The 23,909-nt window shown below is 48.7% G+C and carries 25 protein-coding genes and 2 pseudogenes; 10 read left to right on the top strand and 17 right to left on the bottom strand.

Going from position 1 to position 23,909, the window contains the following annotated elements; all coding sequences use genetic code 11:
* Positions 1-15: 15 nt before the first annotated feature.
* Genes ACQKDS_RS05565 through ACQKDS_RS05555 form a run of 3 tightly spaced genes read left to right on the top strand, consistent with a single transcriptional unit; the run spans position 16 to position 2,809 of the window.
* Positions 16-1,278, top strand: a complete 1,263-nt coding sequence (locus tag ACQKDS_RS05565) for a hydroxymethylglutaryl-CoA synthase family protein (RefSeq protein ID WP_399666305.1) — start codon at positions 16-18, stop codon at positions 1,276-1,278.
* A 2-nt stretch (positions 1,279-1,280) separates the two neighbouring features.
* The gene (locus ACQKDS_RS05560) at positions 1,281-2,057 is read left to right on the top strand and encodes an enoyl-CoA hydratase/isomerase (RefSeq protein ID WP_399666307.1); all 777 of its coding nucleotides are present in this window, start codon (positions 1,281-1,283) and stop codon (positions 2,055-2,057) included.
* Positions 2,058-2,059: 2 nt separating this feature from the next.
* On the top strand, positions 2,060-2,809 hold the full coding sequence (locus ACQKDS_RS05555) for a polyketide synthase (protein WP_399666310.1): 750 nt from the start codon (positions 2,060-2,062) through the stop codon (positions 2,807-2,809).
* A gap of 1,066 nt (positions 2,810-3,875) precedes the next feature.
* On the opposite strand, the gene ACQKDS_RS05550 is transcribed toward ACQKDS_RS05555, so the two are convergent.
* The 3 genes and pseudogenes from ACQKDS_RS05550 to ACQKDS_RS05540 all read right to left on the bottom strand — a co-directional run.
* Positions 3,876-4,733 (bottom strand): alpha/beta fold hydrolase, encoded by an 858-nt coding sequence (locus ACQKDS_RS05550; RefSeq protein WP_399666313.1) that lies wholly within the window; start codon positions 4,731-4,733, stop codon positions 3,876-3,878.
* A gap of 481 nt (positions 4,734-5,214) precedes the next feature.
* Positions 5,215-5,586 (bottom strand): DUF4440 domain-containing protein, encoded by a 372-nt coding sequence (locus tag ACQKDS_RS05545; RefSeq protein ID WP_399666315.1) that lies wholly within the window; start codon positions 5,584-5,586, stop codon positions 5,215-5,217.
* Positions 5,587-5,698: 112 nt separating this feature from the next.
* Positions 5,699-5,938, bottom strand: a pseudogene (locus ACQKDS_RS05540) (ATP-binding protein); the annotation flags it as partial.
* 250 nt (positions 5,939-6,188) lie between these two features.
* Between ACQKDS_RS05540 and ACQKDS_RS05535 the strand changes: the two are divergent.
* A pseudogene (locus ACQKDS_RS05535) lies at positions 6,189-7,202 on the top strand (tyrosine-type recombinase/integrase); the annotation flags it as partial.
* A 315-nt stretch (positions 7,203-7,517) separates the two neighbouring features.
* Here the strand turns inward: ACQKDS_RS05535 and ACQKDS_RS05530 are convergent.
* From ACQKDS_RS05530 to ftnA, 4 genes are all read right to left on the bottom strand, one after another.
* Complete coding sequence (locus tag ACQKDS_RS05530) at positions 7,518-7,859, bottom strand: YebY family protein (RefSeq protein ID WP_399666320.1); 342 nt, start codon at positions 7,857-7,859, stop codon at positions 7,518-7,520.
* Positions 7,860-7,928: 69 nt separating this feature from the next.
* Complete coding sequence (gene copD, locus ACQKDS_RS05525; RefSeq protein ID WP_399666322.1) at positions 7,929-8,807, bottom strand: copper homeostasis membrane protein CopD; 879 nt, start codon at positions 8,805-8,807, stop codon at positions 7,929-7,931.
* Positions 8,808-8,810: 3 nt separating this feature from the next.
* Positions 8,811-9,194: a CopC domain-containing protein YobA gene (gene yobA / locus ACQKDS_RS05520; RefSeq protein ID WP_399666326.1), complete on the bottom strand. Its 384-nt coding sequence runs from the start codon at positions 9,192-9,194 to the stop codon at positions 8,811-8,813.
* 228 nt (positions 9,195-9,422) lie between these two features.
* On the bottom strand, positions 9,423-9,941 hold the full coding sequence (gene ftnA / locus ACQKDS_RS05515; RefSeq protein WP_399666329.1) for a non-heme ferritin: 519 nt from the start codon (positions 9,939-9,941) through the stop codon (positions 9,423-9,425).
* Positions 9,942-10,303: 362 nt separating this feature from the next.
* Here ftnA and ACQKDS_RS05510 point away from each other — a divergent pair, with 362 nt between their 5' ends.
* Positions 10,304-10,534, top strand: a complete 231-nt coding sequence (locus tag ACQKDS_RS05510; protein WP_399666332.1) for a DNA polymerase III subunit theta — start codon at positions 10,304-10,306, stop codon at positions 10,532-10,534.
* 59 nt (positions 10,535-10,593) lie between these two features.
* On the opposite strand, the gene pip is transcribed toward ACQKDS_RS05510, so the two are convergent.
* The gene (gene pip / locus ACQKDS_RS05505; RefSeq protein WP_399666335.1) at positions 10,594-11,547 is read right to left on the bottom strand and encodes a prolyl aminopeptidase; all 954 of its coding nucleotides are present in this window, start codon (positions 11,545-11,547) and stop codon (positions 10,594-10,596) included.
* A 273-nt stretch (positions 11,548-11,820) separates the two neighbouring features.
* Here pip and ACQKDS_RS05500 point away from each other — a divergent pair, with 273 nt between their 5' ends.
* Together ACQKDS_RS05500 and exoX are read left to right on the top strand one after the other, a co-directional pair.
* A complete protein-coding gene (locus ACQKDS_RS05500; protein WP_399666338.1) occupies positions 11,821-11,943 on the top strand; it encodes a hypothetical protein in 123 nt (40 codons plus the stop codon).
* Positions 11,944-12,065: 122 nt separating this feature from the next.
* The gene (exoX, locus tag ACQKDS_RS05495) at positions 12,066-12,734 is read left to right on the top strand and encodes an exodeoxyribonuclease X (protein WP_399666340.1); all 669 of its coding nucleotides are present in this window, start codon (positions 12,066-12,068) and stop codon (positions 12,732-12,734) included.
* Between the two features lie 34 nt (positions 12,735-12,768).
* On the opposite strand, the gene ACQKDS_RS05490 is transcribed toward exoX, so the two are convergent.
* The 7 genes from ACQKDS_RS05490 to cspE form a co-directional block, all read right to left on the bottom strand.
* Entirely contained in the window at positions 12,769-14,802 is a 2,034-nt protein-coding gene (locus tag ACQKDS_RS05490) for a S9 family peptidase (RefSeq protein ID WP_399666343.1), read from the bottom strand.
* A 71-nt stretch (positions 14,803-14,873) separates the two neighbouring features.
* Positions 14,874-15,527 carry a tellurite resistance TerB family protein gene (locus ACQKDS_RS05485; protein WP_399667075.1) on the bottom strand — a complete coding sequence of 218 codons (654 nt, stop codon included), beginning with the start codon at positions 15,525-15,527 and terminating at the stop codon, positions 14,874-14,876.
* 202 nt (positions 15,528-15,729) lie between these two features.
* Positions 15,730-16,080 (bottom strand): protein YebF, encoded by a 351-nt coding sequence (yebF, locus tag ACQKDS_RS05480; RefSeq protein ID WP_399666346.1) that lies wholly within the window; start codon positions 16,078-16,080, stop codon positions 15,730-15,732.
* Positions 16,081-16,122: 42 nt separating this feature from the next.
* A complete protein-coding gene (yqfB, locus tag ACQKDS_RS05475; protein WP_399666349.1) occupies positions 16,123-16,431 on the bottom strand; it encodes a N(4)-acetylcytidine aminohydrolase in 309 nt (102 codons plus the stop codon).
* 39 nt (positions 16,432-16,470) lie between these two features.
* Positions 16,471-16,794 (bottom strand): YebG family protein, encoded by a 324-nt coding sequence (locus ACQKDS_RS05470; protein ID WP_399666351.1) that lies wholly within the window; start codon positions 16,792-16,794, stop codon positions 16,471-16,473.
* 85 nt (positions 16,795-16,879) lie between these two features.
* On the bottom strand, positions 16,880-18,262 hold the full coding sequence (dbpA, locus tag ACQKDS_RS05465) for an ATP-dependent RNA helicase DbpA (RefSeq protein WP_399666353.1): 1,383 nt from the start codon (positions 18,260-18,262) through the stop codon (positions 16,880-16,882).
* A gap of 151 nt (positions 18,263-18,413) precedes the next feature.
* Complete coding sequence (cspE, locus tag ACQKDS_RS05460) at positions 18,414-18,623, bottom strand: transcription antiterminator/RNA stability regulator CspE (RefSeq protein ID WP_399666355.1); 210 nt, start codon at positions 18,621-18,623, stop codon at positions 18,414-18,416.
* 270 nt (positions 18,624-18,893) lie between these two features.
* Between cspE and purT the strand changes: the two genes are divergently transcribed.
* On the top strand, positions 18,894-20,072 hold the full coding sequence (gene purT / locus ACQKDS_RS05455) for a formate-dependent phosphoribosylglycinamide formyltransferase (protein ID WP_399666358.1): 1,179 nt from the start codon (positions 18,894-18,896) through the stop codon (positions 20,070-20,072).
* 83 nt (positions 20,073-20,155) lie between these two features.
* Here purT and ACQKDS_RS05450 read toward each other — a convergent pair whose 3' ends face one another.
* Both ACQKDS_RS05450 and ACQKDS_RS05445 read right to left on the bottom strand, forming a co-directional pair.
* Positions 20,156-20,392, bottom strand: a complete 237-nt coding sequence (locus ACQKDS_RS05450; RefSeq protein ID WP_399666361.1) for a YoaH family protein — start codon at positions 20,390-20,392, stop codon at positions 20,156-20,158.
* Between the two features lie 75 nt (positions 20,393-20,467).
* Positions 20,468-21,475 carry a glycosyltransferase gene (locus ACQKDS_RS05445; RefSeq protein WP_399666364.1) on the bottom strand — a complete coding sequence of 336 codons (1,008 nt, stop codon included), beginning with the start codon at positions 21,473-21,475 and terminating at the stop codon, positions 20,468-20,470.
* A gap of 327 nt (positions 21,476-21,802) precedes the next feature.
* Here ACQKDS_RS05445 and pabB point away from each other — a divergent pair, with 327 nt between their 5' ends.
* Positions 21,803-23,176 (top strand): aminodeoxychorismate synthase component 1, encoded by a 1,374-nt coding sequence (gene pabB / locus ACQKDS_RS05440; RefSeq protein WP_399666367.1) that lies wholly within the window; start codon positions 21,803-21,805, stop codon positions 23,174-23,176.
* The gene (locus ACQKDS_RS05435) at positions 23,173-23,751 is read left to right on the top strand and encodes a CoA pyrophosphatase (RefSeq protein WP_399666369.1); all 579 of its coding nucleotides are present in this window, start codon (positions 23,173-23,175) and stop codon (positions 23,749-23,751) included. The genes pabB and ACQKDS_RS05435 overlap by 4 nt, the downstream gene beginning before the upstream one ends.
* The last annotated feature ends 158 nt before the right edge of the window (positions 23,752-23,909 follow it).

Below are 23,909 nucleotides of genomic sequence, written 5' to 3'. Positions count from 1 at the left end.
GCGAAAAGAGGCATTATGATTTCCGTTGGAATTGAAGCGATAAACGCCTTTTGCGGCTCAAGCTATATCAATGTCAGAGATCTGGCGCAACATCGTCAGCTGGATATATCACGCTTCGACAATCTGCTGATGAAGCAAAAAACAGTCAGTTTACCCTGTGAAGATCCCGTCAGCTTTGCCGTCAATGCCGCCAAACCCATTCTGGATGCTCTGAGTGATGCAGAAAAAAATAGCATTGAGTTGTTGATTACCTGTACGGAGTCAGGCATCGACTTCGGCAAATCCCTCAGCACCTATGTGCACCACTACTTGGGAATAAAGCGAAATTGTCGCTTGTTTGAACTGAAAACGGCCTGCTACTCCGGCGTCGCCGGATTGCAAATGGCGGTGAATACGATCCTTTCTCAGACATCACCAGGCAGCAAGGCGCTCGTTATCGCCACCGATATGACGCGTTTCATCCTGGATGAGGAAAACGCCGCAGCTACCAGCCAGGATTGGTCTTTTGCCGAACCGAGCGGTGGTTCGGGCGCCGTGGCCATGCTGGTCAGCGACAACCCGCACGTTTTTCAAATCGATGTTGGGGCGAATGGGTATTACGGTTATGAAGTGATGGATACCTGTAGACCCATTCCCGATATGGAAACCGGGGATTCGGATCTGTCATTATTGGCCTACCTAGAATGTTGCGAAAAAGCGTATCGGGAATACGAGAAACGTACCGCCGACATTGATTATGTGAACACCTTTGGCTATTTGGCCTTCCATACGCCGTTCGGCGGAATGGTCAAAGGCGCTCATCGCAACATGATGCGTAAGCTGGTTCACGCCGCCCCGCAGGATATTGAAGCCGACTTCGTCCGTCGGGTCATTCCCGGGTTAAATTATTGCCAGCGCGTCGGCAATATTATGGGAGCGACGTTAGCGCTTTCACTGCTCAGCACGTTGGCGAATGCCGATATTCAATCAGCACAGCGTATCGGCTGTTTTTCGTACGGGTCTGGCTGTTGTTCCGAGTTTTTCAGCGGCGTAGTCACACCTGAAAGCGCCCGACGCGTCAGGCAAATGGGCATCGGCGCTCACCTGGACAACCGCCGGGAACTGACCATGGATGAATATGACGCTTTGCTTTACAGCAACCAGCGTGTCAGTTTCGGCACCAAAACCGTCGAGCTGGATCTGAACCTATTCCCGCAAATTCATACAGGATCCCACGCACCTCACCGCCTGGTTTTGAGACGCATCAACCAGTTTCATCGTGAATATGAATGGGTTTGACCATGTCATCATATCAAACGCTACGACTGCGGCAGGAAGGCTCGGTCTTATATCTGCAAATATACCGGCCTGAAGCCAACAATACGATCAATGAAGCATTTGCCTTCGAGTGTCGGTCTGTCATCCACGAGTTTCGCGATAAAATCAACATATTGGTTGTTGAGGGCCTGCCTGAGTTCTTTTGCTTCGGCGCAGATTTACAGGCCATCGAACAAGGAAATATAGCCGGAAACGACAGCGGTGGCCGGCCTCAGGATCCGGAAATCCTTTATTCTGTCTGGCAAGATATGATGAGTGGGCCTTACATCAGCATTGCACATGTCAAGGGCAAGGCCAACGCGGGAGGATTAGGTTTCGTTGCCGCCAGCGATATCGTCATTGCCGACAATCGGGCTCTGTTCAGCCTGTCTGAAATGTTATTCGGCTTGTTGCCGGCCTGTGTACTCCCCTTCCTGATACACAAGATAGGCAAACAAAAAGCGCATTATATGACGCTAATGACCAAGCCAGTGTCGGCGGAACAGGCCCACGCCTGGGGATTGGTTGACGATTATTGCGATAACAGCGACCTGCTCCTTAAAAAGCATATTCAACGGCTTAGCTGTTTATCAAAATCAGCCATCGTGCGTTACAAATCCTACATGGCGGAACTTGATACGCGGGTTTGCGATCAAAAGTCAGCGGCTTTGGCGATGAATGTGGAAATTTTCTCAGATGAGGACAACATCAGAAAAATAAACCGTTACATACAAACGGGCAAATACCCCTGGGAGGCCTAGAAATGTCGACAAATGTCATTGATTTTCAGGAGATAGAACCGGGAATCGCCCAGATACGCATGCAAGATCGCGCCTATAAGAACACCTTTTCACGCGCTTTGGTCAATGAACTGATCACGGCGTTCAAACAGGTTGAAACGTCGGAGCGTTATAAAGCCGTCATTCTTACTGGCTATGATAACTATTTCGCCACAGGGGGAACTCAGGAAGATCTGTTTGCCTTGCAGGCAGGAAAAGGAAAGTTCACGGACACCAACATCTACAGCCTGCCATTGGAATGCCCTATCCCGGTCATTTCCGCTATGCAGGGGCATGCCGTGGGAGGCGGCCTAGTGATGGGGCTCTTTGCCGATTTTGTGATTATGAGCAAGGAAAGCATTTATACCGCCAATTTTATGAAGTACGGCTTTACTCCCGGCATGGGAGGAACCCTTATCGTACCGGAGAAACTGGGTCTGGCTTTAGGGGCAGAAATGTTGATGTTGGGGAATAACTATCGCGGCGAAGCGTTGAAACAAAGGGGCGTGCCGTTCCCGGTTTATCCTAGGGAGGACGTCGCCGCGGCGGCTTTATCCATCGCCAGGGATCTGGTAAAAAAACCCCGTCTGTCGCTCATCACGTTAAAGGACCATCTGACCCGGAATTTGCGCGCCCAATTGCCAAACTATACTGCGCAGGAAGTTCTCATGCATGAGAAAACCTTTTTCCAACCAGAAGTTCGGCAAAATATCGCCAGGCTATTTGGCAATTAACGCATGCGGCCCCTGCTCAACCCGGTTGAGCAACCGCTAAAGCATCATTGATACCAATTTGTAAAACATCGAAGTGGCAAAAAATGAAATAACCACTGAGGCGCTGCGATAAAAAAGCACGGGTTTTAACTTGTAATTTGAGTGTTCACTGAAATTAATGAGGGTACCTGAATAAGTTCATATGAGGGAAACAGGTAACAATGCCAATAACAAACAGAGCATGGCATGAAAGTAACTGTCTTGATAAAGAAAAGCCGATGGAGGGATAATCGAGTCCGCAAATAAAAAACCTTTGGATTGAGCAGCGTTGTAATGAATACCATGCCGAAAGTCATATTGCTGCGAACCTGATGAAGCGAAAAGCGCTACACTTTTATCGCCAAATAAGCCGAGTAAAATGAAGGCATCAATTTAATGATGTTTAACACCGGATTTCCGTGTTGCGCCAAACAGGTGAAAAAGACTCCCCATGCTGTAACCGCCCTATCCATTCCGATAAAATCAGTTTCAAGCTTTTCACGAAACCCTGCGTGTAACCTGCGCAGATAAGCAATGTATTGGTCGGACCAGGAACACTCAACAGCAATGCAATATATAATGTCACTCTTACATATTCATTTTTACTAAACATGCTTGAAACACCTCGATTAAAATTAACGGGGATTATTCTTGATCACGACAACCCGCCTAATTAAACATCAAGCTTTCAATTTACGCTCGGATGACTCATCTCGCCGCCAATGATTTCAATGATTGATACATGGCCGACATCATCAGAAAGAATGAACAGTATCCATTAGAAATTAAAATAAAACAACGAATGAGGTAAAATAAAAATGAAATAAAAACCGAAAGACGGCACGCGGAAATTTCCTGTGGCGCCATTATTCCCCCCTCAGTCTCTTAATGCCGATAGCATCCTGCGGCGGCCATATTCGGCAAAACGCGCTGAGGTAGTCGTGAGGATTAGACGAAATCATTGCAAGCTTAAATACGAACAGTAAAATCATAATTATATGTATTTAAGGTGAAAATTTTATCAACCAGCGTGTCGACGAAGGCACGGTCACGCCAGCTTTTCTATGCCGGGTATCATCTGCATGAAATCATAGAGCGCCATATTGAAACCGCTATTATTTTCAATGACCAATCCGTGTCCAGACTTCGGCACGTTGTAATACTTCGAAAACTTAAAGTCGCGAAGATAATCTTGCGCCTGATGTTCACTGACAAACGAGGAGAAATACCCTCTGATTATCGAAATAGGAATCGAACAAGCTCTGGTCTGCGATGTCTCATTTTCGCTGTGATTTGCACTACGATTTAAAATTCGTGGATCCGCATGAAAAAAATAGCTGCCATTCATTTTTACTAATAGTTCAGCCGCCAGCCACTTAATATCTTTTCCCGGCATTAATGGCCTGGCATTGCTGATGAAACCGGCATATTCATCGATTGACCATGATCTTATCACCGATTTTTCGAAATTTCTCGCTACGTAGTTTGATGGCGTACCGCCACTAATTTTCGGGCAGAAGTCAACCATCACCATTCCACACACTCCAGATACTTTTCTTTTCAGCAGTTCATTGGCAATTCTTCCCCCCATAGAGTGCCCAATTAAAATAAGCGAGTTTATATTCAACTCATTTATAACGAACTCAACGTCATCAGCATAATTGGCAATATTATAGTTGCCATCGTCACGCCAGTCTGATCGCCCATGGCCGCTCAGATCGATGGCAATAACATCGCAATTAAACTTACTCGCGGCTTCCTGGGCGGTTTTTGACCAGATAAAAGAAGCCTCAGCAAATCCATGAATCATCAGCAAAGTTGTAACGCTATTGCTCTTCGTGTAATGATAATAAAAAATCCGCCTCATAGAGGAGTGACGCAAAAAACCTCGTCTGGAATCAAACATTAATGCCACTCCTGATGAAAGTAGTGTTCAAAGAAAAGAGATAATAGCAGAAATTCATCCAGAAATTACCGCCCTACCTGATAAGAAGTGGAACTCTGTAAATGTTACCTAAAAATTAAGTATATTCAACAAATCAATCAGATAAACCATAATATTTTAAGGGGCTAATTATGAGATTACAATTTATGATAGTTCATGAACTAAAACTGACTGAGCCATGCAAAACAGCACAAAAATGGCTTGATGAAGTTATTGATTGATAATCATTGATGGAAAATAATGATTAAAAACAATGAGATAAAGCATAATCATATATGAGCTGGGGTTTCTTTCAACATAAGTTCAATTGAATCTGTTACTCCGCACCGGGATGTCCGTCCTGGCTATATAAGTCACCTCACCTCCAATACTCACCGGTTTGTCTCTACAACAGAGATCTATCAATGCCTGTTTTATCATTGCTAATTTGAACATTGTTGTTTCAATCTTCCACCGGTGTACCTTGGTGAAAACGTATCTGCCAGCGGTCATTATCCTCTCCTGACGATCGCAACATATTGCGACTCATACTGCCTTCAGCACTACGATGAAAACTGCGGTATGTCAGCAACACCAAACCTTCAGTTATTTGGGCCAGCTTGAAGCCATCGGAAAAAATCGTTGTCTGGCCACTTTCTATTTGCAGTGCCATCAAAGTATTACGCTTGTCGTAGCATTGACCGGAACGTCCAATCTCTTCAACGTCGTCATGCAACAATTCACTGACCGCAGCTATGTTGCTCCGGGTTACTGGTTGGTGCAGTTGAATTTCCATAGCTTTAATCACGGCCAACAAGTCGGCTAAATCGGTCAAAATGCCCTCCTTTTGTGATCGCGCTACGTGAAATCTGAAAACAATTGACAGTATCTCGCGTCAATTACTTTGGCCGGTCGGCGACAATTAAAATGGCGGCTTTTCTACGGCGCTATGATGCCGCTTCCGTTTTTACCCTCACCATCTTCTTTCGATAATTTTCTCCCCTTAGTTCAAATAGATAACCATGATGGATAAGGCGATCGGCGGCCGCTACCGCCATAGTCTCATCCACGAAGATTTCTCCCCACGCGCTGAACCCATGGTTGCTTGTGATGATCAGACTCCCATTTTCGTATCGATGTGCGATCAGTTCGAACAACACCCCCGTCTCCGCGTTATCGCGTTTCACAGCCGTTACCGTCAATGAAGCCAGCAAGGTTCATGGCTCGCTCGTGAAGTGGAAACACACCGCAAAGCGGCCGAAGCCAAAGGCGACACAGAACACGCTAAATACCTGGCCAGCCGTCTACGCCGTCTCACCGCTCTTAAAGATGAGCGTATAACCGCCCGTTCAGCATCCGAGGAGAAAGCACAATGAGCATCAGAGCCATCGAATTAGCAGCCGATTACGCTAAGTTGCATCAACTTGTTGAAACCTCCGACGAGATTACGCCGGAAACCCAGTCACTAAAAAAAAATTTCGCTTGGACAAATCACGCGCCGTGACGCCATAGCGCAGGCGGTCGAAGCAAACCACTATATTGAGCAGAACTACTCCCCTGTTCTGCTGCTGGAGAAGATTAAGGCACGCACGAATACACGCTAAACTCCTGGCTCGAGCGTTACTACGTCATTTTTAAGCGCCGTAACTTGGCCGATGCCACGTATAAAGTCCGCCGCGGTCAGCTAGCAATCATCAAAGAGAAATTGGGCGATATGGTGCTCTCTAAGATCACCACGCGCCACGTCGCAGAGTTCCTCGAACTCTGGATAGCACAAGACAAAAGTCCATGGCAGCAACAATGCGATCGGTGCTATCCGACATTTTCCGCGAAGCTATTGTTGAAGGCCATATCGAAAACAACCCCGTGGCACCGACACGCGCGGCAAAAATGGTAGTTAAGCGTGAACGTTTGGCACTGCCGCAATATACCGCCATACGTGCAGCGGCTACCGCAATGCCAGCGTGGTTTGGCTTAGCCATGAATTTGGCTCTGGTCACCGGCCAACGGCGAGAAGATGTGGCACATATACGATTTGATCATGTAGTTGGTGAACGCCTGCAAATTGAGCAAGGCAAAACAGGTGCCATGATCTCCCTGCCTCTTGATCTCGAACTAAAATCCGTGAGTTTACGTCTCGGCACAGTGATCGAGCGCTGCCGCTGGGCCAGCACCACAAACTTTATGATTAGTGCCGGTATCAGGAAAAATAGCCCTGATGGCTCACTGCATCCAGACGGTTTAACGAAAAAGTTTGTCGCTGCGAGAAAGGCTTCAGGATTGGTATTTGAGGAATACCCACCGACCTTTCACGAGATCCGTAGTCTGGCTGGGCGACTGTATGAGAAGGAAAAAGGAAAGAAGTTTGCGCAGAAGCTATTAGGGCATAAATCCGAAGCAATGACGGGAAAATACCTGTATTCACGGGGGAAAGAATACGTGATGCTATAAAAGACCGAATACAGAAATTCGTGGAAATTTCGTGTATTTTCGTGAATTCTGATTTTTAACTTTAAAAATCAATTACTTAAAAAAAGACCGAATACGATTCCTATATTCGGTCTAGGGAAATGGCTCTTGGGAGAGAGCCGTGCGCTAAAAGTTGGCATTTCATGCAAGGCTTGCTCAGCCATGCACTTTAAGAGTAGCTCACTCAGATGTTTTTGCCAGCCAGACGCACAGCAGTGATAGTTTCAACACAAAATCATTTGCGGGCATATTTTAACCGCTTGTTAACCCACGGGTAAATGCTGAGCGATCGGCATCTCAATGTGCACACAATTTTTCAGCACGCGCGCGGAAAGGGTCAACGCTCATTTTTTTACCGGGATTATTGGCATCATCCAGCAGAATAACGTCTAACGGTTGTGCACGTTGCTGCCCCATTTTTACCTGTTCTTGTGCCACTTCATTGAGTGGATATTGCATCAAGGTGCCGTTATTCAGCACAAATAATGCGCCGCCTTTGCGGCATTGCAGCGTCACCTCTTCTTTAACAAACGCCCACTGTGCGCCATATTCCAGTTTGGTGACATTGACTAACCCTTCCGCAGCCAGCGCACTGCCCATACTGCTCAACAGTGCGATGCTTAATAATGCACGTTTCATATTCTGACCTTAACGTTATTTTATGATGCTATTTTCCTGTAAGCCGTGTCTTGCCGCAAGACTGCGATGCTATCTCGGTGAATAGGTAGCAAATAAACTGACCAGCAATAGCACGATGCCACCCAGTGCAACTTCACTCCAGCACGCCAATAGCAATCCACGCTGCGCCAGTTTTGGCATGCTGCGCATTGCAGGCACGACCGCGTAACGGTTCGCTAACGCGATAACCATCATCAACGCGACCAGCGCTATTTTTAATAACAATAATCGCTGGTAGGGCAAGTCAATATCCAGTGACCCACTCCCCAAAATAACCAAGCTATTAATGATGCCAGTCACTATCACAACTGCCACCGCAAGATGCCCCCAACGGGAAAAACGAATCAACGTGGTCACGGCATCTGTTCGCCACTGGGGTAAATGCAAATAACGCAAACAATACAACAGCGGCAACAAACAACCAAACCAGTAGCCTGCCGCCAAAAGATGTAGGGCATGATTAAATCGATGTATGGTCCCAAGCGCCCCACTGTGCATAGCTGCATGGCCAATAAACGCCATACTTACCAACAGTAGCGCACTCAAAAACGCGCAGACTGCACTGCGGTATGTCGGCACCCACAACGCAAGTAACGCTAACAATGAAAAGACCAAATGCCAACGCCACACTTCACCGAAGGTGGTGCCAAGCACCGCTATCCATACATCAAACTGATAAGTATCCCGCCATCCATCTCCCATTTGACCTGCCTGAATGGCTAATAACGCTACAGCAGAAAGCGCCGCAAGCAACGTCGAAGATATCAACAAAGGGCGCAGATCGCGGGAAAGTATCGGGGAAAGGCGCTGCGGCGACAATAAGGCGGTGAATACGCTGACACCAAGCATCAGCATCACCGCCGCAAAGTGCACGAAGCGACATAGAACAAACAGCGTCGCCAACGTCATCGATTATTTTACGGTAAAGGTATAGTTGCCTTTGGTTTTATGCCCATCCACCGATACTACATGCCAACTCACTTGATATTTCCCGGCAGCCAGTTGGCCTTCGATAGGCACGTTGATCTGCGTATTGTTAGCGGCATCAATCTGCAACTTACCCGTTTTTATTACGCTATTTTCTGGCCCGGTAATTTTCACTCCGCTAAAGTTGGGTTCAATACCTTCAGAAAAACTCAGCGTTAACGCCTGTGGCGCAGGGCTTACGATAGTGTCCGCCGCCGGAGTTTGCATTTTTAAATGAGCATGGGCTAATGCCTGTTGCGAAGACAATCCAACGAACAGCACGAATAACGCAGAAAGCAGGCGATAAGAACAGCGAATTTTACCGATCACAGCGAAGTCCCTTAATGTAAAAGATGAGGGTGATCAGGGAGAGAAATAGCCTCATCCCTGTAGCGTATCGATAGAAATCATAACGATGGAGACTTAGCAAGTCGAGTAGAACACTGCTATTTTGCGATCCGGTAGCACATATCGCTGCATAACCCGCTTAACGGTAGGGTATAAAAAAACCGCGTTCTGCAAGCAGATACGCGGTTCTTACAAATGCTACGGTATCAATCAAACTTGGCCGTTGTTGCCTTCGGTCGCGGCGCCCATTTTCTTCAAATCTTTATCGATAAAGAACAATGCATTGCCGCTGTTACCCACTAGCGCTAGTTTATCTAATACAGATTTGAACAGTTTCTCTTCTTCATGCTGCTCTGCAACGTACCATTGCAGGAAGTTAAAGGTAGAATAATCGTGGGTGGTCATTGCCATATGCGCCAGTTCGTTGATCTGACGGGTGATCAATTGTTCGTGTTCGTAGGTTTGTTGGAAAACATCAGCTAATGATTCAAAATCAACGGGCGGCGCGCTAATCGTACCCAACAACGGCAGTGAGCCCGTGTCGCTCAGATAATCAAACAGACGCTGCATATGCTGCATCTCTTCTTGAGAATGCTCCTTTAAAAATGCAGCCGCGCCCTCAAAACCTTTGTCGCTACACCATGCACTCATCTGCAGATAAAGGTTCGCGGAATAAAACTCGAGATTAAGTTGTTCATTCAACTGTTTTGCCATTTCTTGCGTCAGCATTGGATATCCTTTTATTTTGCAGGTCACAATTTAATTTTGTGCATTATGCCTTGGCACATACAAAATAAAAACAGTTGATTTACAACATATATGAATTTATTTTTATTTTAATCTATATCAATAAGTTAAAAGCAATCACAAAAAAATAAAACAAGTAATTATGATAATTATTTCCATCCAGGAAAATAATTAAAAAAGAATCATTCTTATTTAAGATACTAAATAGTTTTCTTTAGCTAAAATAGAAAATAACACCAGCATTTAGTAAGGGCATTAGTGCAGTCTATTGAGACTTGCCAAGCTTGGCTGAGTGCATTACCTTTTGCGCTGTTTGTAGATGCGGTAACAGTAAGGAATAAAACATGGGATACAATCTGGCAGCGCTTTCTAAAGAAGAAATGGACAAGGTTAACGTCGATCTAGCAGCCTCCGGTGTGGCTTTCAAAGAAAGATACAACATGCCGGTGATCCCCGAAGTGGTGGAACGTGAGCAGCCCGCTCATTTGCAAGATTACTTTCGCGAACGCGTGGCACACTATCGGGTAGAATCGCATAAATTTTCTCGCCTGCCATACGAGCCTAAAATGAAATGAATCGCTGCCACGGGCGCCCTCTTGAGCCCCCGTGGTTTACATTGTTGTATGACGTTGACTTATTCACTAGCAAAACGATCGGTCGCCAACATCAACTGATGCAAGATCCCGGGTTCATCGAACGAATGCCCCGCACCTTCAACAATCTGCAGTTCGGCTTCAGGCCAGACCTTTGCTAAATCCCAGGCATTTTGTACCTGGCACGCCATATCATATCGCCCATGAATAATCACTGCTGGAATATGACGGATCAAAGGTATATTGCGCAGTAATTGATCGTCGCTGTCCAAAAAACCGGAGTGGGTAAAATAGTGGTTTTCAATACGGGCGAATGCCAGCGCAAAATCATCCTCTTCAAACGAGGATGAGGCTTCACTCGGCAATAACGTGACCGTTTCCCCTTCCCATACGCTCCACAGCTTGGCTGCCTCCAGTTGTACCGCGCGATTGGGCGAGGTCAGTCGTTCACGATAGGCTGCAATCACATCCTGGCGCTCTTCTTCTGACAATATCGACAATACGCGCTCCCATTTATCCGGGAAGAAACGCGACGCGCCGTCTTGATAATACCAACTCACCTCGTGTTTACGCAGCGTAAAAATACCGCGTAACACCAGCTCACTCACCTGTTGAGGATAGGTCTGGGCATAGGCCAATGCCAAGGTAGACCCCCACGAGCCGCCAAATACCAGCCACTGTTCGACACCGGCCATTTTCCGTAGGCGCTCAATATCATCAACCAAATGCCAGGTGGTGTTGTTATCCAGGCTGGCATGAGGTTTAGAACGCCCGCAACCACGCTGATCGAACAACAAGACCTTGTAGCGTTCTGGATCAAATAACTGGCGGTGATAAGCTGAGATACCGCCCCCTGGACCGCCGTGGATAAATACCGCCGGTTTACCATCTGGATTGCCGCTTAATTCCCAATAGATCCGGTGGCCATCACCGGTATCCAGCCAACCACTATCATATGCTGCTAACGGTGGGTACAAACCTCGTAATTGTTCCATGGCGCTTGCGTCTCTTTGTAAGTCATGCATTCATCAAAGCCCAAGCGCTGCATCAGGTCAACGGGAAAACCCGAAAATGCCGAACCACCTCCGCTTGATCGCGTTCGTTTGCTTAAAATGAACGCGACTTGCGCCTATTTAGACCAATCCTCACACATTTTCGCAAATTACTAACTCATTTAGCGGATAACCACTTTTAAACTTGCATCCGGTCAACGAAAGGTGATTAATGGTTAAGCAACCCACCCAACCATAGCTCACAGCGAGGTCATCATGAGTAAGGGAATGGATAGCAAAAAGAACGCGAAGAAAAAACCGTTGAAAAGCCCAGCAGAAAAACGCGCGGAGAAACGCGCTAAAAAGGATCAACCCACCAGCGGGCTGGGAATCAGCTAATATTTTTCTCATCAAAATGATAAGCCCGCTCAGTTTGCGGGTTTTTTATTGTCGTTAAAACGGGTTTGGCAATGCCCCGCCTCTGCCGTTAAGCTAAGCGCAGATAATTCTGCGAGGGCAATATGACGTTACGCGTGATAGATACAGAAACCTGCGGGTTAGACGGCGGCATTGTTGAAATTGCCTCAATTGATATCGTCGACGGGCAACTCACCAATCCAATGAGCGATTTGGTGTCGCCAGATCGCCCGATAGGGATTGAAGCCATGGCTATCCACCATATAACCGAAGCTATGGTGGAGGATAAACCCCGTATCGCCGTCGCGATCGGCCGTTATATCGGCTGTGAGTATTATGTTGCCCACAACGCTGCGTTTGACCGCGGCGTGTTGCCAGAAATGAATGGCCGCTGGATTTGTACCGTCAAACTGGCGCGCACCTTGTATCCTGGCATTAAATACGGCAATCAATATTTGCGTTATGCATTGAATCTCAATGTAGAACTCCCCCAGGATACAACGCTCTATCCTCATCGCGCGCTGTATGATTGTTACGTCACCGCCGCCCTGTTGCAACGCATCATGCACGATTCGGGATGGTCGCCAGAAGAAATGGCTAACCTCACGGAACAACCCGTGCTATTAAAAACGTTTAGGTTTGGCAAATATCGCGGGCAACCTATTGAGCGTATAGCTCAAGATGATCCCGGCTATTTACGCTGGATGTTAAAATCGGTCGCCGACCTTAGCCCTGATATGAAGCACACCTTGAAATACTATTTGATTGGTTAAAGAGATGGGCGACAACCCGCCGCCCATTCTAGCTTTACTCGGCCAACGCCAGAATGAAAGCATACTCCAGCGCTATATCTTCGTAGGCTTTGAAACGACCAGACTTTCCGCCGTGACCAGAATCCATGTCGGTGTACAGCAGCAGCTGATGATTATCTGTTTTCAGCTCACGGAGTTTCGCGACCCATTTTGCCGGTTCCCAATATTGCACCTGCGAATCATGTAAACCCGTGGTCACCAACATGTGCGGATAGGGCTGCGCTTGTACCTGATCGTAGGGGCTGTATTGCTTGATGTAATCGTAATAGGGCTTATCATTCGGATTGCCCCATTCTTCATATTCACCGGTGGTTAAAGGAATCGACTCGTCCAGCATGGTGGTAACGACATCAACAAAGGGAACCTGCGCAACAATGCCGTGATAGAGCGTCGGAGCTTGGTTAATGACTGCGCCCATCAGCAACCCCCCAGCACTGCCGCCCATTGCAAATACCCGGTTAGCATCGCCATAGCCTTGGGCTATCAGACTATGGGTAACATCAATGAAATCGCTGAACGTGTTCTGCTTTTTGAACAATTTACCGTCTTCGTACCACAGTTGCCCCAACTCACCACCACCACGAATATGCGCCAACGCAAAGACAAAGCCACGATCTAACAGGCTCAATCGGCTAGCGCTGAAGGCCGGATCCATGCTGCTGCCGTATGAACCATAACCATAAACCAACAGCGGATTAGCACCTTGGGTAAAGCGATCGGCACGATAAACCAGCGACACCGGCACCTCAACGCCATCTTGCGCCTTAACCCATACCCGTTCACTGCGGTAATTATCGGGGGTGAAGTTTTTCACTTCTTGCTGTTTGAGCATCACCCGCTCACCGGTGTCGAGATTCAACTCATACAACGTTGTCGGGGTAGTCATCGACGAGTAGCCATAGCGCAGCAACGCTGTTTCGGGCTCAGGATTGTACGCCAACCAGGTCGCATAGGTCGGATCGTCAAACGCGATACGCTTTTCTTCTGCACTGTGCCAATGGAGTTGCCGTAATTGCGTCAACCCAGCCGCGCGTTCTTCTACCACCAGCCAATCGCGAAACAGGTTAAACCCTTCTAGCATCACGTCAGTACGCGGTGCAATCAGCGTCTGCCACTGCGTTTCATCAGCCTGAGCCGTTTGATAGAGGCCAAAATTCTTCCCATCTTTATTCGAGCGGATGTAAAAATTCTGACGATAATGGTCGATACCATATTCATGATCTTTACGGCGTGAGACAAACACCTGCGGTTGTGCATCGGATTTATCAGCATCCAACAGCAAAATTTCCGACGTAGTGGTACTACTGAGATGAATCAGGATATAGCGTTCAGAAGTGGTTTTTTCCAAACTGACGTAAAAAGTGTCGTCCGTTTCCTGGTACACCAACACGTCATCTAATGGATTGGCGCCAATCACATGGCGATAGACCTGATACGGCAATAACGTTTGCGCATGTTTACGCACATAATAAATGCAGGAAGAGTCATTAGCCCATTCAAAACTGCCCGAGGTATTTTCCAGCACATCATCCCCCCACTGCCCATCCAGCAATGACTTGAAACGGATGTCGTACTGGCGGCGCGAGAGAAAATCTTCCGCTACCGCCATCATCTGGTTGTTCGGGCTCACCTCTAACCCGCCAAGGGTGTAAAACTCACGCCCCTCGGCACGTTGGTTGCCGTCCAGCAGCGTATCCCATTGCTCGGTTTCAGACGCAGGCTGGCGCACATACAGCGCATATTCATTACCCGGCTCATAGCGCGTTTGATAACGATAACCACGACGCACGTAAGGTACGGAGTGTTCCTGCTGCGGAATGCGCGCAACCATTTCCTGATACAAGGCTTCACGCAATGGCTGCTGTGGTTTCAATGTGGCATCGGTAAACGCATTCTCCGCCTGCAAATACTCCAGCACCTGCGGATCGGTACGTTCGTCGTCCCTTAGCCAATAATAGTCGTCAACGCGGGTATCCCCGTGCGCAGTCATCGGGTACGGTCGTTTTTCAGCCTTTGGGGGTGTCATCATTACGTCATCATCCGCTTACAGAATTTGCTGTAAGGGTGTCATGTTTTCCCCCGAATTAACAAGCAGAACGCTTATGCTAATGCGCGCTTTTTCTCAGCCACATCGCTTTCAATCCCTTGCTTAACATCGTCAGGTATTTTCAGTGATTGCGCTAAGGCATCAAGATAGCCACGCTCCATGAAATGATCGACGTCAATCACCATACAACTCAAGTAATACACTTCTAACGCTTCATCTTCGTTTTTAACGCTGCTGGTGATCAAGTCCGGATTAAGTGGTTGATCGATCGCCTGCTGAACCCAAGCTTGCGCCTCTTCCCCGACGTGTAATTGCTCAAGACTGTGATCGATAGCGCGACGCTCTTCATCATCAATGTGACCATCGCTTTTAGCTGCAAACACCAATGCCTGAACCAAGCGCTTGGCACGTAAATCGACCGGCGTGATCGCCTTGCCAAACTGAGGTTCATCTTGATGGGTTTCTTTGACTCGGCTTTTATACTTGTTCCACAGTACGGCGCCCACCGCCGCGCCGCCGCCAATAACCAGCGCGTTCTTGCCCCATTTCCCAACTAACTTACGCGAGGATTTATTAGCCAATAGCACACCCACCAGACCACCCAATGCGGTAGGCGCTAGCAGTTTACCTATCCCTTCCGAGCCCCCCAACGTTCCGGCTTTTTGACCGAGCATCGATTGAATCTGCTGCATCCAGTTATTCTTCATCATGTCCCCTTGTATTAATTTCAAGCACGCAGGCATAACTGAGCCTAGGCGCCAGCCTGTCATCAGATTAGGGGATATTTTGTCAAGTTGCGTATGGGGATGAAAACTTGTGTTGACCGAATCGCGTGCTGCGCGACAGTAGAAGGCGCTAATCAGGGCGCACAATGTTGCGCCCTCAGCCGGCAATGCTGCCCCGGTGGTATTACTGCGGAGCGGTGTAGCTAATCTCGCCTGATTTGCAGTTGAGTGTCACACGGTAGATTTTATCCAGTTTGCTGCCGCGTACCGTCAGCGGTAACTGCCAGACATCATCTTTACTCACTATGGCATCGGGGTTAACCCAAGCTATCGGCTTGTCCGTGCCGAGCTGTTTTTTGTCGGCGTCCCAGCGCGTAATCCGATTTTGCAGAAAATCGCGTTTTACCTGCGCGGCAATATCTGGCGCCTGTAGCCCGGTACAAGGTGCGACTTTAGCGGTACGTACCTGTTGCGCCTGCGCGCTGGTTGCCATCGCCAATAGCGCTACAGCCAATATTGATTTCATCTGGTTCATTTGCCCTCCCGTTGTGGTTATCACTATCCGGAAGGTGCAGGCTTAACGTTTGATAAACGCGATCGCAAACAGCTCATCCAATCCCGGATAGATTTCCTTGATTACCTGCTTCAACTCGCTGAGCGACATATTTTCCTGCTTGGCGTGCTGTTCGGTCAGCGTGTCCAGACGCACTGGCGTAACCGACAAAACTTCAATAAAGCAGAAAAACACGCCATCTTCGTTACGGCTAACGCGCAAGACTTCCCCGGGTTGAAAGTGTGACTCACTGGCATCCCGAAGGGTGATAGTTTTACGCCCAGCCAAAATATCCGCTTCAAAACGGCTGAAGAAAGTGATGTCACGGCTCATTCTAGATCCTTTTCCATTACATTGCTGCAACATAAATCATTATGCTGCCTGCTTTTCCGCCGCAGAGTCTTCTTTTCCCGAGGTTGCAACTTTTTCACCTTTCGCTTTAGCCGGTTTTTTCACCGCCTCGTGCGGTGCCGCACCGCGAAGAATATGCGTCAGTACTTCTTTATTTTCAGCGAGATAGAAACTCAATTCTTCACGTTGCTGCTCATCCAACGTGAGCGGCGCCTGTTGCAGCCATTCGCCTAAACTGTCAGCCAGATCGAGCATTTTGTCGTAGGCATCGGCTTCTTTCTTGCTTGCGAACGTCATTTTTTCCTCACCGTTTCTGACCACCACGAATTTAACTTCAACTGCCATATGCGTATTCCTAAAAAATCGAGATACTGTATTTATATACAGTATAATGCATTATACTACGAGGGCACAAGCGCCCTCGCCTTTATTATTTCAACAAGCGTACTTTGCAATTTTTACCTTTGATTTTACCCTGCTGTAACTGCTGTAACGCTTTACGCGCACAAGACTTGCGAATAGCAACGTAAGCATGTACCGGGAACATATCGATTTTGCCAACGTCAGCCGCAGTCAAGCCTGCATCACCGGTCAGCGCACCAAGAATATCACCGGGGCGAATCTTCGCTTTGCGCCCGCCGTCAATGCACAGCGTGGTCATCTCGGCTTCCAGCGGCGTAGTTGGCGCACCACTCAGTTCGCTGACCGCGGCCCAGTCGAGTTTCATCTGCAGATACTCTTCCAGCGCATGAGCTCGCGTCATCTCCTGTGGCGTACAAAGACTGATCGCCAACCCGCTCATGCCCGCGCGGCCGGTACGACCAATACGATGGACGTGGACTTCCGGATCAAACGACAGCTCATAGTTGACGACCAGCTCCAACTCTTTGATATCCAGACCGCGTGCGGCCACGTCAGTCGCCACCAAAACGCGGCAACTGCGGTTAGCAAAACGTACTAACACCTGATCGCGGTCACGCTGTTCCAGATCACCATGCAGGGCCAATACGCTAATACCGCGGGCCTCCAGCGCCTCAAACACGCTTTGGCAATCCCGTTTGGTATTGCAAAATACCACGCAGGAAGCGGGTTGGTAGTGACGAATGGCGGCGACTAACAGTGCCGGACGCTGATCGCGGGTGGTTTCGTAAAAACGCTGGGCAATGGTGGTTGGCTCATCACCGTCTTCGACTTCCACGCTCAGCGGCTGCCGCTGTACCCGGCCGCTAATACGCTCGATGCCGCTCGGATAGGTTGCGGAAAAAAGCAGCGTTTGGCGTTGCGGTGGCGTATAACTGATTACGTCATCAATATCATCGGCAAAGCCCATATCCAACATGCGATCGGCCTCATCCAACACCAGTATTTTCAATTTATCCAGCTTCAGCGTTTGCTTGCGCAGGTGCTCCTGAATACGTCCCGGTGTCCCGACCACAATGTGTGGTGCATGAACCAACGAATCGAGTTGTGCCCCCATCGGCTGACCACCGCACAGGGTAAGAATTTTTATGTTCTGGGTAAAACGCGCCAAACGGCGTAACTCTTTGCTGACCTGATCGGCCAGCTCGCGAGTTGGGCATAAGATCAGCGCCTGCACGGCTACCAGGCTGACATCGATTTTGTCCAACAGACCGATACCGAACGCCGCCGTTTTACCGCTGCCGGTTTTTGCTCTGGCGCGCACATCTTGCCCTTTCAGGATGGCAGGTAATGCGGCAGCCTGTACCGGTGTCATTTCGGCATACCCCAATTCATTGAGGTTGGCCAACTGTTCGGCTGGCAGCGGTAGGGAAGAAAAAGAAACTGTGCTCACGGCAATAACTCTTATAGGAAAAATGGAAAGGCGGCGCGGCCTACTGGCGGACACCGTAATAGGCAGTGATGATAACAGAGATGGCGGGATTTCTGGATTGCGGCCATAAAAAAACCCGCCGGGAGCGGGTTTTTTTGGCAGCTTACGTTGCTTAGATAGCAATCACGTTGACTGCCGCAGGGCCACGTTGGCTGTCTTGGATGGAGAATTCAACCTGCTGACCTTCTGCCAGCGTTTTGAAACCATCGCTAACGATAGCGGAAAAATGTACGAAAACATCTTTAGAGCCATCGGCCGGAGTAATAAAACCAAAGCCTTTGCTTTCGTTAAACCATTTTACGTGACCAGTGATCTTAGTCATTTGACGTTCCTTTACTAGATAAACCTGCCTTAACGGCACTGACGGCGCGAAAGCATGGCGTGCTATAAGCCTTCTGTCACCATGGATTATTAACGCATAATCGTTCGGCGAGGGCAAATTTTTTCGTTCCTTATGAAAACAGCAGGTTACGATAACTCCATTACCCGTAACACTAGATGAAATTGTGCAAACACTGCCAGCGCAATCGTTTTCCTATATACTGGCCGCATTGGTTCAGACCGCTTCAATTTTCATATCAGGTACGAAATTATGTTAACCATTGGAACTGCCCTTCGCCCCTCAGCCACCCGCGTGATGCTGCTTGGTTCTGGCGAACTGGGCAAAGAAGTCGCCATCGAGTGCCAACGTTTGGGGCTAGAAGTCATTGCCGTCGATCGTTATGCCGATGCCCCCGCCATGCAGGTAGCCCATCGGAGCCATGTTATTAACATGTTAGATGGTGATGCGCTCAAGACCCTTGTCGAGCAAGAGCGTCCCGACTACATCGTGCCAGAAATTGAAGCTATCGCCACGGATATGTTGGTCACCTTAGAGCAACAAGGGCATCACGTCGTGCCCTGCGCAGAGGCGACTCGCCTAACCATGAATCGTGAGGGCATTCGCCGCTTGGCGGCGGAAACGCTCAACTTACCGACCTCAAGCTACCGTTTTGCTGACAATGAAGACAGGTATCGGCGGGCTGTTGAAGAGATCGGTTTCCCTTGCATTATTAAACCGGTGATGAGTTCCTCCGGTAAGGGCCAAAGCCTGCTGCGCGAGGCCTCTCAACTACACACCGCCTGGAATTATGCACAACAAGGGGGCCGTGCCGGCGGTGGCCGAGTGATTATTGAGGGCTTAGTCACGTTCGATTTCGAAATCACCTTGCTCACCATCAATGCCGTGGATGGTATCCATTTCTGCGCCCCCATTGGCCATCGTCAAGAAGACGGCGACTACCGAGAATCCTGGCAGCCCCAGCAGATGTCGGCATTAGCATTGGAACGCGCGCACACCATCGCCGAACGCGTCGTCACCGCGTTGGGCGGATACGGCCTGTTCGGCGTTGAATTATTCGTTTGTGGTGATGAAGTGATTTTCAGTGAAGTTTCCCCCCGCCCTCACGATACCGGGATGGTGACCTTAATTTCACAGGATTTATCAGAGTTTTCGTTGCATGTACGGGCATTTCTTGGGCTGCCGGTGGGCAACATCCGTCAATTTGGTGCCGCGGCCTCGGCGGTCATTTTACCGGAACAACACAGCAATGACCTGCGTTTTGGTGGCATTGAACACGCGGTTAAAGACCATAATCAAGTACGCCTGTTCGGTAAGCCAGACATTAACGGTAAGCGCCGTTTAGGGGTTGTGCTGGCTTACGCTGACACTACCGAACAAGCGATTGAACAGGCTAAACGAGCGGCGTCCCGCATCAAAGTACACGGATAAGCCAAAATGACAAAAGCTCGGTTACCCGAGCTTTTTTTAAGCAAACGCGATTTCTCACGCGCTGCGATTATCATCAATAACGATTAATAATCGTCTTCATCATCTTGCGGATCGGCATCCAGTTGCGCGATCGGTTCTTCTTCATCGTCTTCGTCATCAAACATAACGGCAACGTGATCGCCCTGATGCTTTTCACGGATCTCCTGCGCAACGCGGGCTATTGCCTCCCCGCTGCTCATGCCCTGCTCCATCAGTTGATGAATGCGATCCGCAGCTTCTTGCTGCTCCAGATGACTCAGTGACGGCATACCTGCAAGCATGTGTTTATCTCCAGCTAATTGGAGTGGGATTATACCCTTGCTGCGCCATGCTGCAACCACGCCATTTCGCCAAAATTAGGACGCCCGTTCAGGGCTAAGTTTCCCCATGGCAAGATACTGCTTTAATCTGCGTCGCCACAAAAAAACATGCCAGCGCTGTTTAAGCCCTCGCGCATTAGCAGCCATTATTTTGTCAATGCCGCGCTCATAGACGTCACGGATAATCCGCTGCTGCGCCGCGCTCTCTGGCTCACGCCGAATGCAATGGCATATGCCTAAAGCTTCACGGGTGATTTGCCAGTGGAAAGCCGGACAAATAGCGATTTTATCGGCATAACGCCGATTAAGCGCCACCAGCATCTCCACAATCTGCATATAGTGTCGTTGGTATTCCACATTGGCCTGGCCGATACGCCGACGGTTACTGATTGAACGGTCATGAACCCGTTGGCGATAAAGCGGTTTACTATAATATTTTACGCGCTGCGCATTGAACATGACTTCGGTCGTCCAGGGTATATCTTGATGATGTAGACCGGGTTCAAAATAAAGCTGATGTTGCTTGATAAAATCAAGCCGATATACCGCTAACCACACCACGTGAATAAATTTTCGTGATTTTAATGCGCGTTCAAACCACTGTGCCCCACTTATCACCCTCGTGGATGATAAACGTGCCTCAGGAATAATCGATTGCAATTCATCATTATGAGTGAAATAACGTTCCCCGTTGCACTGCATCACGTCTACATTATTTTTTTCTGCCATCTCAATCAGTGTGGCATACATCTCTGGTGCTAACACGTCATCAGCGTCCGGGAACGCAACATACTTTCCGCGTGCCAACGCCAGCCCGGTGTTTCGCGCAACAGAGACACCAGAGTTAACTTGATCAACTACCGTAATATGTGGATGCGCGGCAGCATAGTGATGCGCTATTTCGCCGGAGCCGTCTGTCGAACCATCATTAATAATAATGATCTCCAACCGGCGTTCCTGTTGCGCCAGCAACGACTGCAAAAAAGGCTTCAATAATTCACCCGCGTTATACATTGGGACAATTACGCTCAACATTAATGACATAATTTACTCACCACTTCCCGTATCGGGAGCGCGTTTTATTTTTAATGGGTTGTGTATATTTAACCGAAATAAATAAACCAAATTCATAATACCCGTGAATAATTATAAAATTGGATTTATTGGATTTAAACGACATTCATTGAATAATGGATTCTCACATATTTAATTTTAGTGAAAGGCGCAAAAAGTGCTTAGTATACTAAGCGTTGATGTAACGTTTAAGTGACCTGTGCATTCGTCCTGGCTTCAAGACATGCGTCAACGCGTGAAGTATGGCAAACTGAGTCATTCAAACAGCATTGTCGTTAGCTAGGTTTATTGCCACTCATGCGTGTAACCACCCCAAACTTCAAATCTCTGCCATATCATCGCGAAGCCATGCTAAGGCTGTTTGCGCCTTTATCGCCGCAACCGTGGGCGATGTTGTTGCACTCGGGGTTTGCCGAGCACTCGCACAATCGCTTTGACATTATGGTCGCCGATCCCCGCGTCACGCTCACCACGCGTGGCGCAATAACAGAGCTCGTTCGTGACGCAACGATCGTAACGTCATCCGAAGACCCATTTTCTTTGTTGCAACAACAACTGTCAGACTGTGCATTTTCCCCTACGGCGCAGCATGATTTACCGTTCCAAGGCGGGGCTTTGGGACTATTTGGCTATGATTTGGGTCGCCGAGTAGAAACACTGCCCCAGTTAGCGCAGGCCGATATTGCATTACCTGATATGGCGGTAGGCATCTATGACTGGGCACTAATTGCCGACCATCAACAACAACGGCTAACTTTACTAAGCTATGGCGACGTCGATCAACGTTGGCAGTGGCTGACAACACAATCCCCTGCGCCAGCGTCGACATTCCAGTTAACCAGCCCATGGCAGGCGAATATGACACGGGCGCAGTACGGCGAAAAATTCCAAAAAATTCAGCGTTATCTGCGCAGTGGTGACTGTTACCAAATCAATCTGGCACAGCGCTTTTCCGCGTCCTATCAAGGCGATGAGTGGCAAGCCTTTCAACAGCTCAGCGCCAGCAACCGGGCACCGTTCTCGGCATTTTTACGTCTACCTGAAAATGCAGTATTGAGCGTATCTCCAGAGCGTTTCCTATGGTTAGAAAACCAGCAAATTCAGACTCGCCCAATCAAAGGCACGCTGCCACGCTTGGCTGATGCCGCGCAAGATGCTCAACAAGCCGAGCGGTTGGCGAATTCGGCAAAAGACCGCGCCGAAAATCTGATGATTGTCGATCTGCTACGCAACGATATTGGCCGCGTCGCGCAGCCTGGCAGCGTGGGTGTACCTGAGCTGTTTGTGGTTGAACCCTTCCCTGCCGTGCACCATTTAGTGAGCACTATCACCGCTACGTTACCTGCCAGCACCTCGGCTACCGCGTTATTACGCGCCTGTTTTCCCGGCGGTTCGATCACCGGAGCCCCTAAAGTCCGGGCAATGGAAATCATTGAGGAGCTTGAGCCTCAGCGGCGCAACGCCTATTGCGGCAGTATCGGCTATATCAGCGCCTGCGGCACGATGGATACCAACATCACGATCCGCACGCTGATGAGCGAGAACGGGCAACTGTACTGCTCAGCAGGAGGTGGTATCGTCGCCGACAGTCAAGAACAGGCGGAATATCAGGAAACGTTTGATAAAGTAGGTCGTATCTTACCGCAATTGGGGGAGTTTCTCGTTTCGTGAACCAACCGACTTATTCGGCTTCACTGGCCTCGTTTATCAGCCGCTTTCAACTGCAAATGCCGCAGGCGACGCAAATTGCGCATGGCGTAAAACCTGCGGCGGTGTTAATCCCGATAATCTGTCGGGAAGAGCCCACGTTGCTGCTGACCCGCCGCGCCGATACTTTACGCATGCATGCGGGTCAAGTGGCATTTCCCGGCGGTAAAACGGATGCCGAAGACCGTTCTGCTATCGCCACTGCGCTACGTGAGGCGCAAGAAGAAGTCGCTCTGCCGCCTAATAGGGTAACCGTACTGGGCCAATTGGCACCGCTCGATAGCAGCATCGGCTTTCAGGTCACCCCTATCGTCGGTTTAGTGCCGCCAGATGTGCGGTTTTATCCTAATGAAGGTGAAGTGGCAGACGTTTTTGAAATGCCGTTGCATGAAGCATTAAATATCTCACGTTATCATCCCTTGGATATTCATCGTGCCGGGCACGCCCATCGCGTTTATCTGTCTTGGTATCAAAGCCAGTTTGTCTGGGGATTAACGGCCGCCATCATTCGCCGTCTGGCACAACAAGTGAGCATTTAATCCCCAACGCCGTGACAGCTATCACATCTTATTACTGCCGTTTGGCTATTTTCGACGCTAAAGCGATCGCCATCACTTATTCTGTTTGCCTTTTTAACTACCTTTTATCTATCCAGGGTTTTAAAAAAACTGTAAACCCTCTCTTCAACCTTACGAAA

This window comes from Serratia sp. NPDC078593, from assembly GCF_050268245.1.
Classification (GTDB): domain Bacteria; phylum Pseudomonadota; class Gammaproteobacteria; order Enterobacterales; family Enterobacteriaceae; genus JBNNGK01.
This window is presented reverse-complemented; position numbering and strand designations above follow the sequence as displayed.

Excerpts from the sequence above, each read along its gene's own strand:
- ACQKDS_RS05470 (WP_399666351.1), bottom strand. The coding sequence starts at position 16,794 with ATGGCAGTTGAAGTTAAATTCGTGGTGGTCAGAAACGGTGAGGAAAAA.
- pip (WP_399666335.1), bottom strand. The coding sequence starts at position 11,547 with ATGGAACAATTACGAGGTTTGTACCCACCGTTAGCAGCATATGATAGT.
- ftnA (WP_399666329.1), bottom strand. The coding sequence starts at position 9,941 with ATGCTGACGCAAGAAATGGCAAAACAGTTGAATGAACAACTTAATCTC.
- copD (WP_399666322.1), bottom strand. The coding sequence starts at position 8,807 with ATGACGTTGGCGACGCTGTTTGTTCTATGTCGCTTCGTGCACTTTGCG.
- ACQKDS_RS05450 (WP_399666361.1), bottom strand. The coding sequence starts at position 20,392 with ATGCTTGCAGGTATGCCGTCACTGAGTCATCTGGAGCAGCAAGAAGCT.
- ACQKDS_RS05445 (WP_399666364.1), bottom strand. The coding sequence starts at position 21,475 with ATGTCATTAATGTTGAGCGTAATTGTCCCAATGTATAACGCGGGTGAA.
- ACQKDS_RS05550 (WP_399666313.1), bottom strand. The coding sequence starts at position 4,733 with ATGTTTGATTCCAGACGAGGTTTTTTGCGTCACTCCTCTATGAGGCGG.
- purT (WP_399666358.1), top strand. The coding sequence starts at position 18,894 with ATGTTAACCATTGGAACTGCCCTTCGCCCCTCAGCCACCCGCGTGATG.
- ACQKDS_RS05555 (WP_399666310.1), top strand. The coding sequence starts at position 2,060 with ATGTCGACAAATGTCATTGATTTTCAGGAGATAGAACCGGGAATCGCC.
- yqfB (WP_399666349.1), bottom strand. The coding sequence starts at position 16,431 with ATGAGCCGTGACATCACTTTCTTCAGCCGTTTTGAAGCGGATATTTTG.
- yebF (WP_399666346.1), bottom strand. The coding sequence starts at position 16,080 with ATGAACCAGATGAAATCAATATTGGCTGTAGCGCTATTGGCGATGGCA.
- ACQKDS_RS05490 (WP_399666343.1), bottom strand. The coding sequence starts at position 14,802 with ATGATGACACCCCCAAAGGCTGAAAAACGACCGTACCCGATGACTGCG.
- ACQKDS_RS05485 (WP_399667075.1), bottom strand. The coding sequence starts at position 15,527 with ATGAAGAATAACTGGATGCAGCAGATTCAATCGATGCTCGGTCAAAAA.
- exoX (WP_399666340.1), top strand. The coding sequence starts at position 12,066 with ATGACGTTACGCGTGATAGATACAGAAACCTGCGGGTTAGACGGCGGC.
- ACQKDS_RS05560 (WP_399666307.1), top strand. The coding sequence starts at position 1,281 with ATGTCATCATATCAAACGCTACGACTGCGGCAGGAAGGCTCGGTCTTA.
- cspE (WP_399666355.1), bottom strand. The coding sequence starts at position 18,623 with ATGACTAAGATCACTGGTCACGTAAAATGGTTTAACGAAAGCAAAGGC.
- ACQKDS_RS05510 (WP_399666332.1), top strand. The coding sequence starts at position 10,304 with ATGGGATACAATCTGGCAGCGCTTTCTAAAGAAGAAATGGACAAGGTT.
- ACQKDS_RS05530 (WP_399666320.1), bottom strand. The coding sequence starts at position 7,859 with ATGAAACGTGCATTATTAAGCATCGCACTGTTGAGCAGTATGGGCAGT.
- ACQKDS_RS05500 (WP_399666338.1), top strand. The coding sequence starts at position 11,821 with ATGAGTAAGGGAATGGATAGCAAAAAGAACGCGAAGAAAAAACCGTTG.
- ACQKDS_RS05565 (WP_399666305.1), top strand. The coding sequence starts at position 16 with ATGATTTCCGTTGGAATTGAAGCGATAAACGCCTTTTGCGGCTCAAGC.
- pabB (WP_399666367.1), top strand. The coding sequence starts at position 21,803 with ATGCGTGTAACCACCCCAAACTTCAAATCTCTGCCATATCATCGCGAA.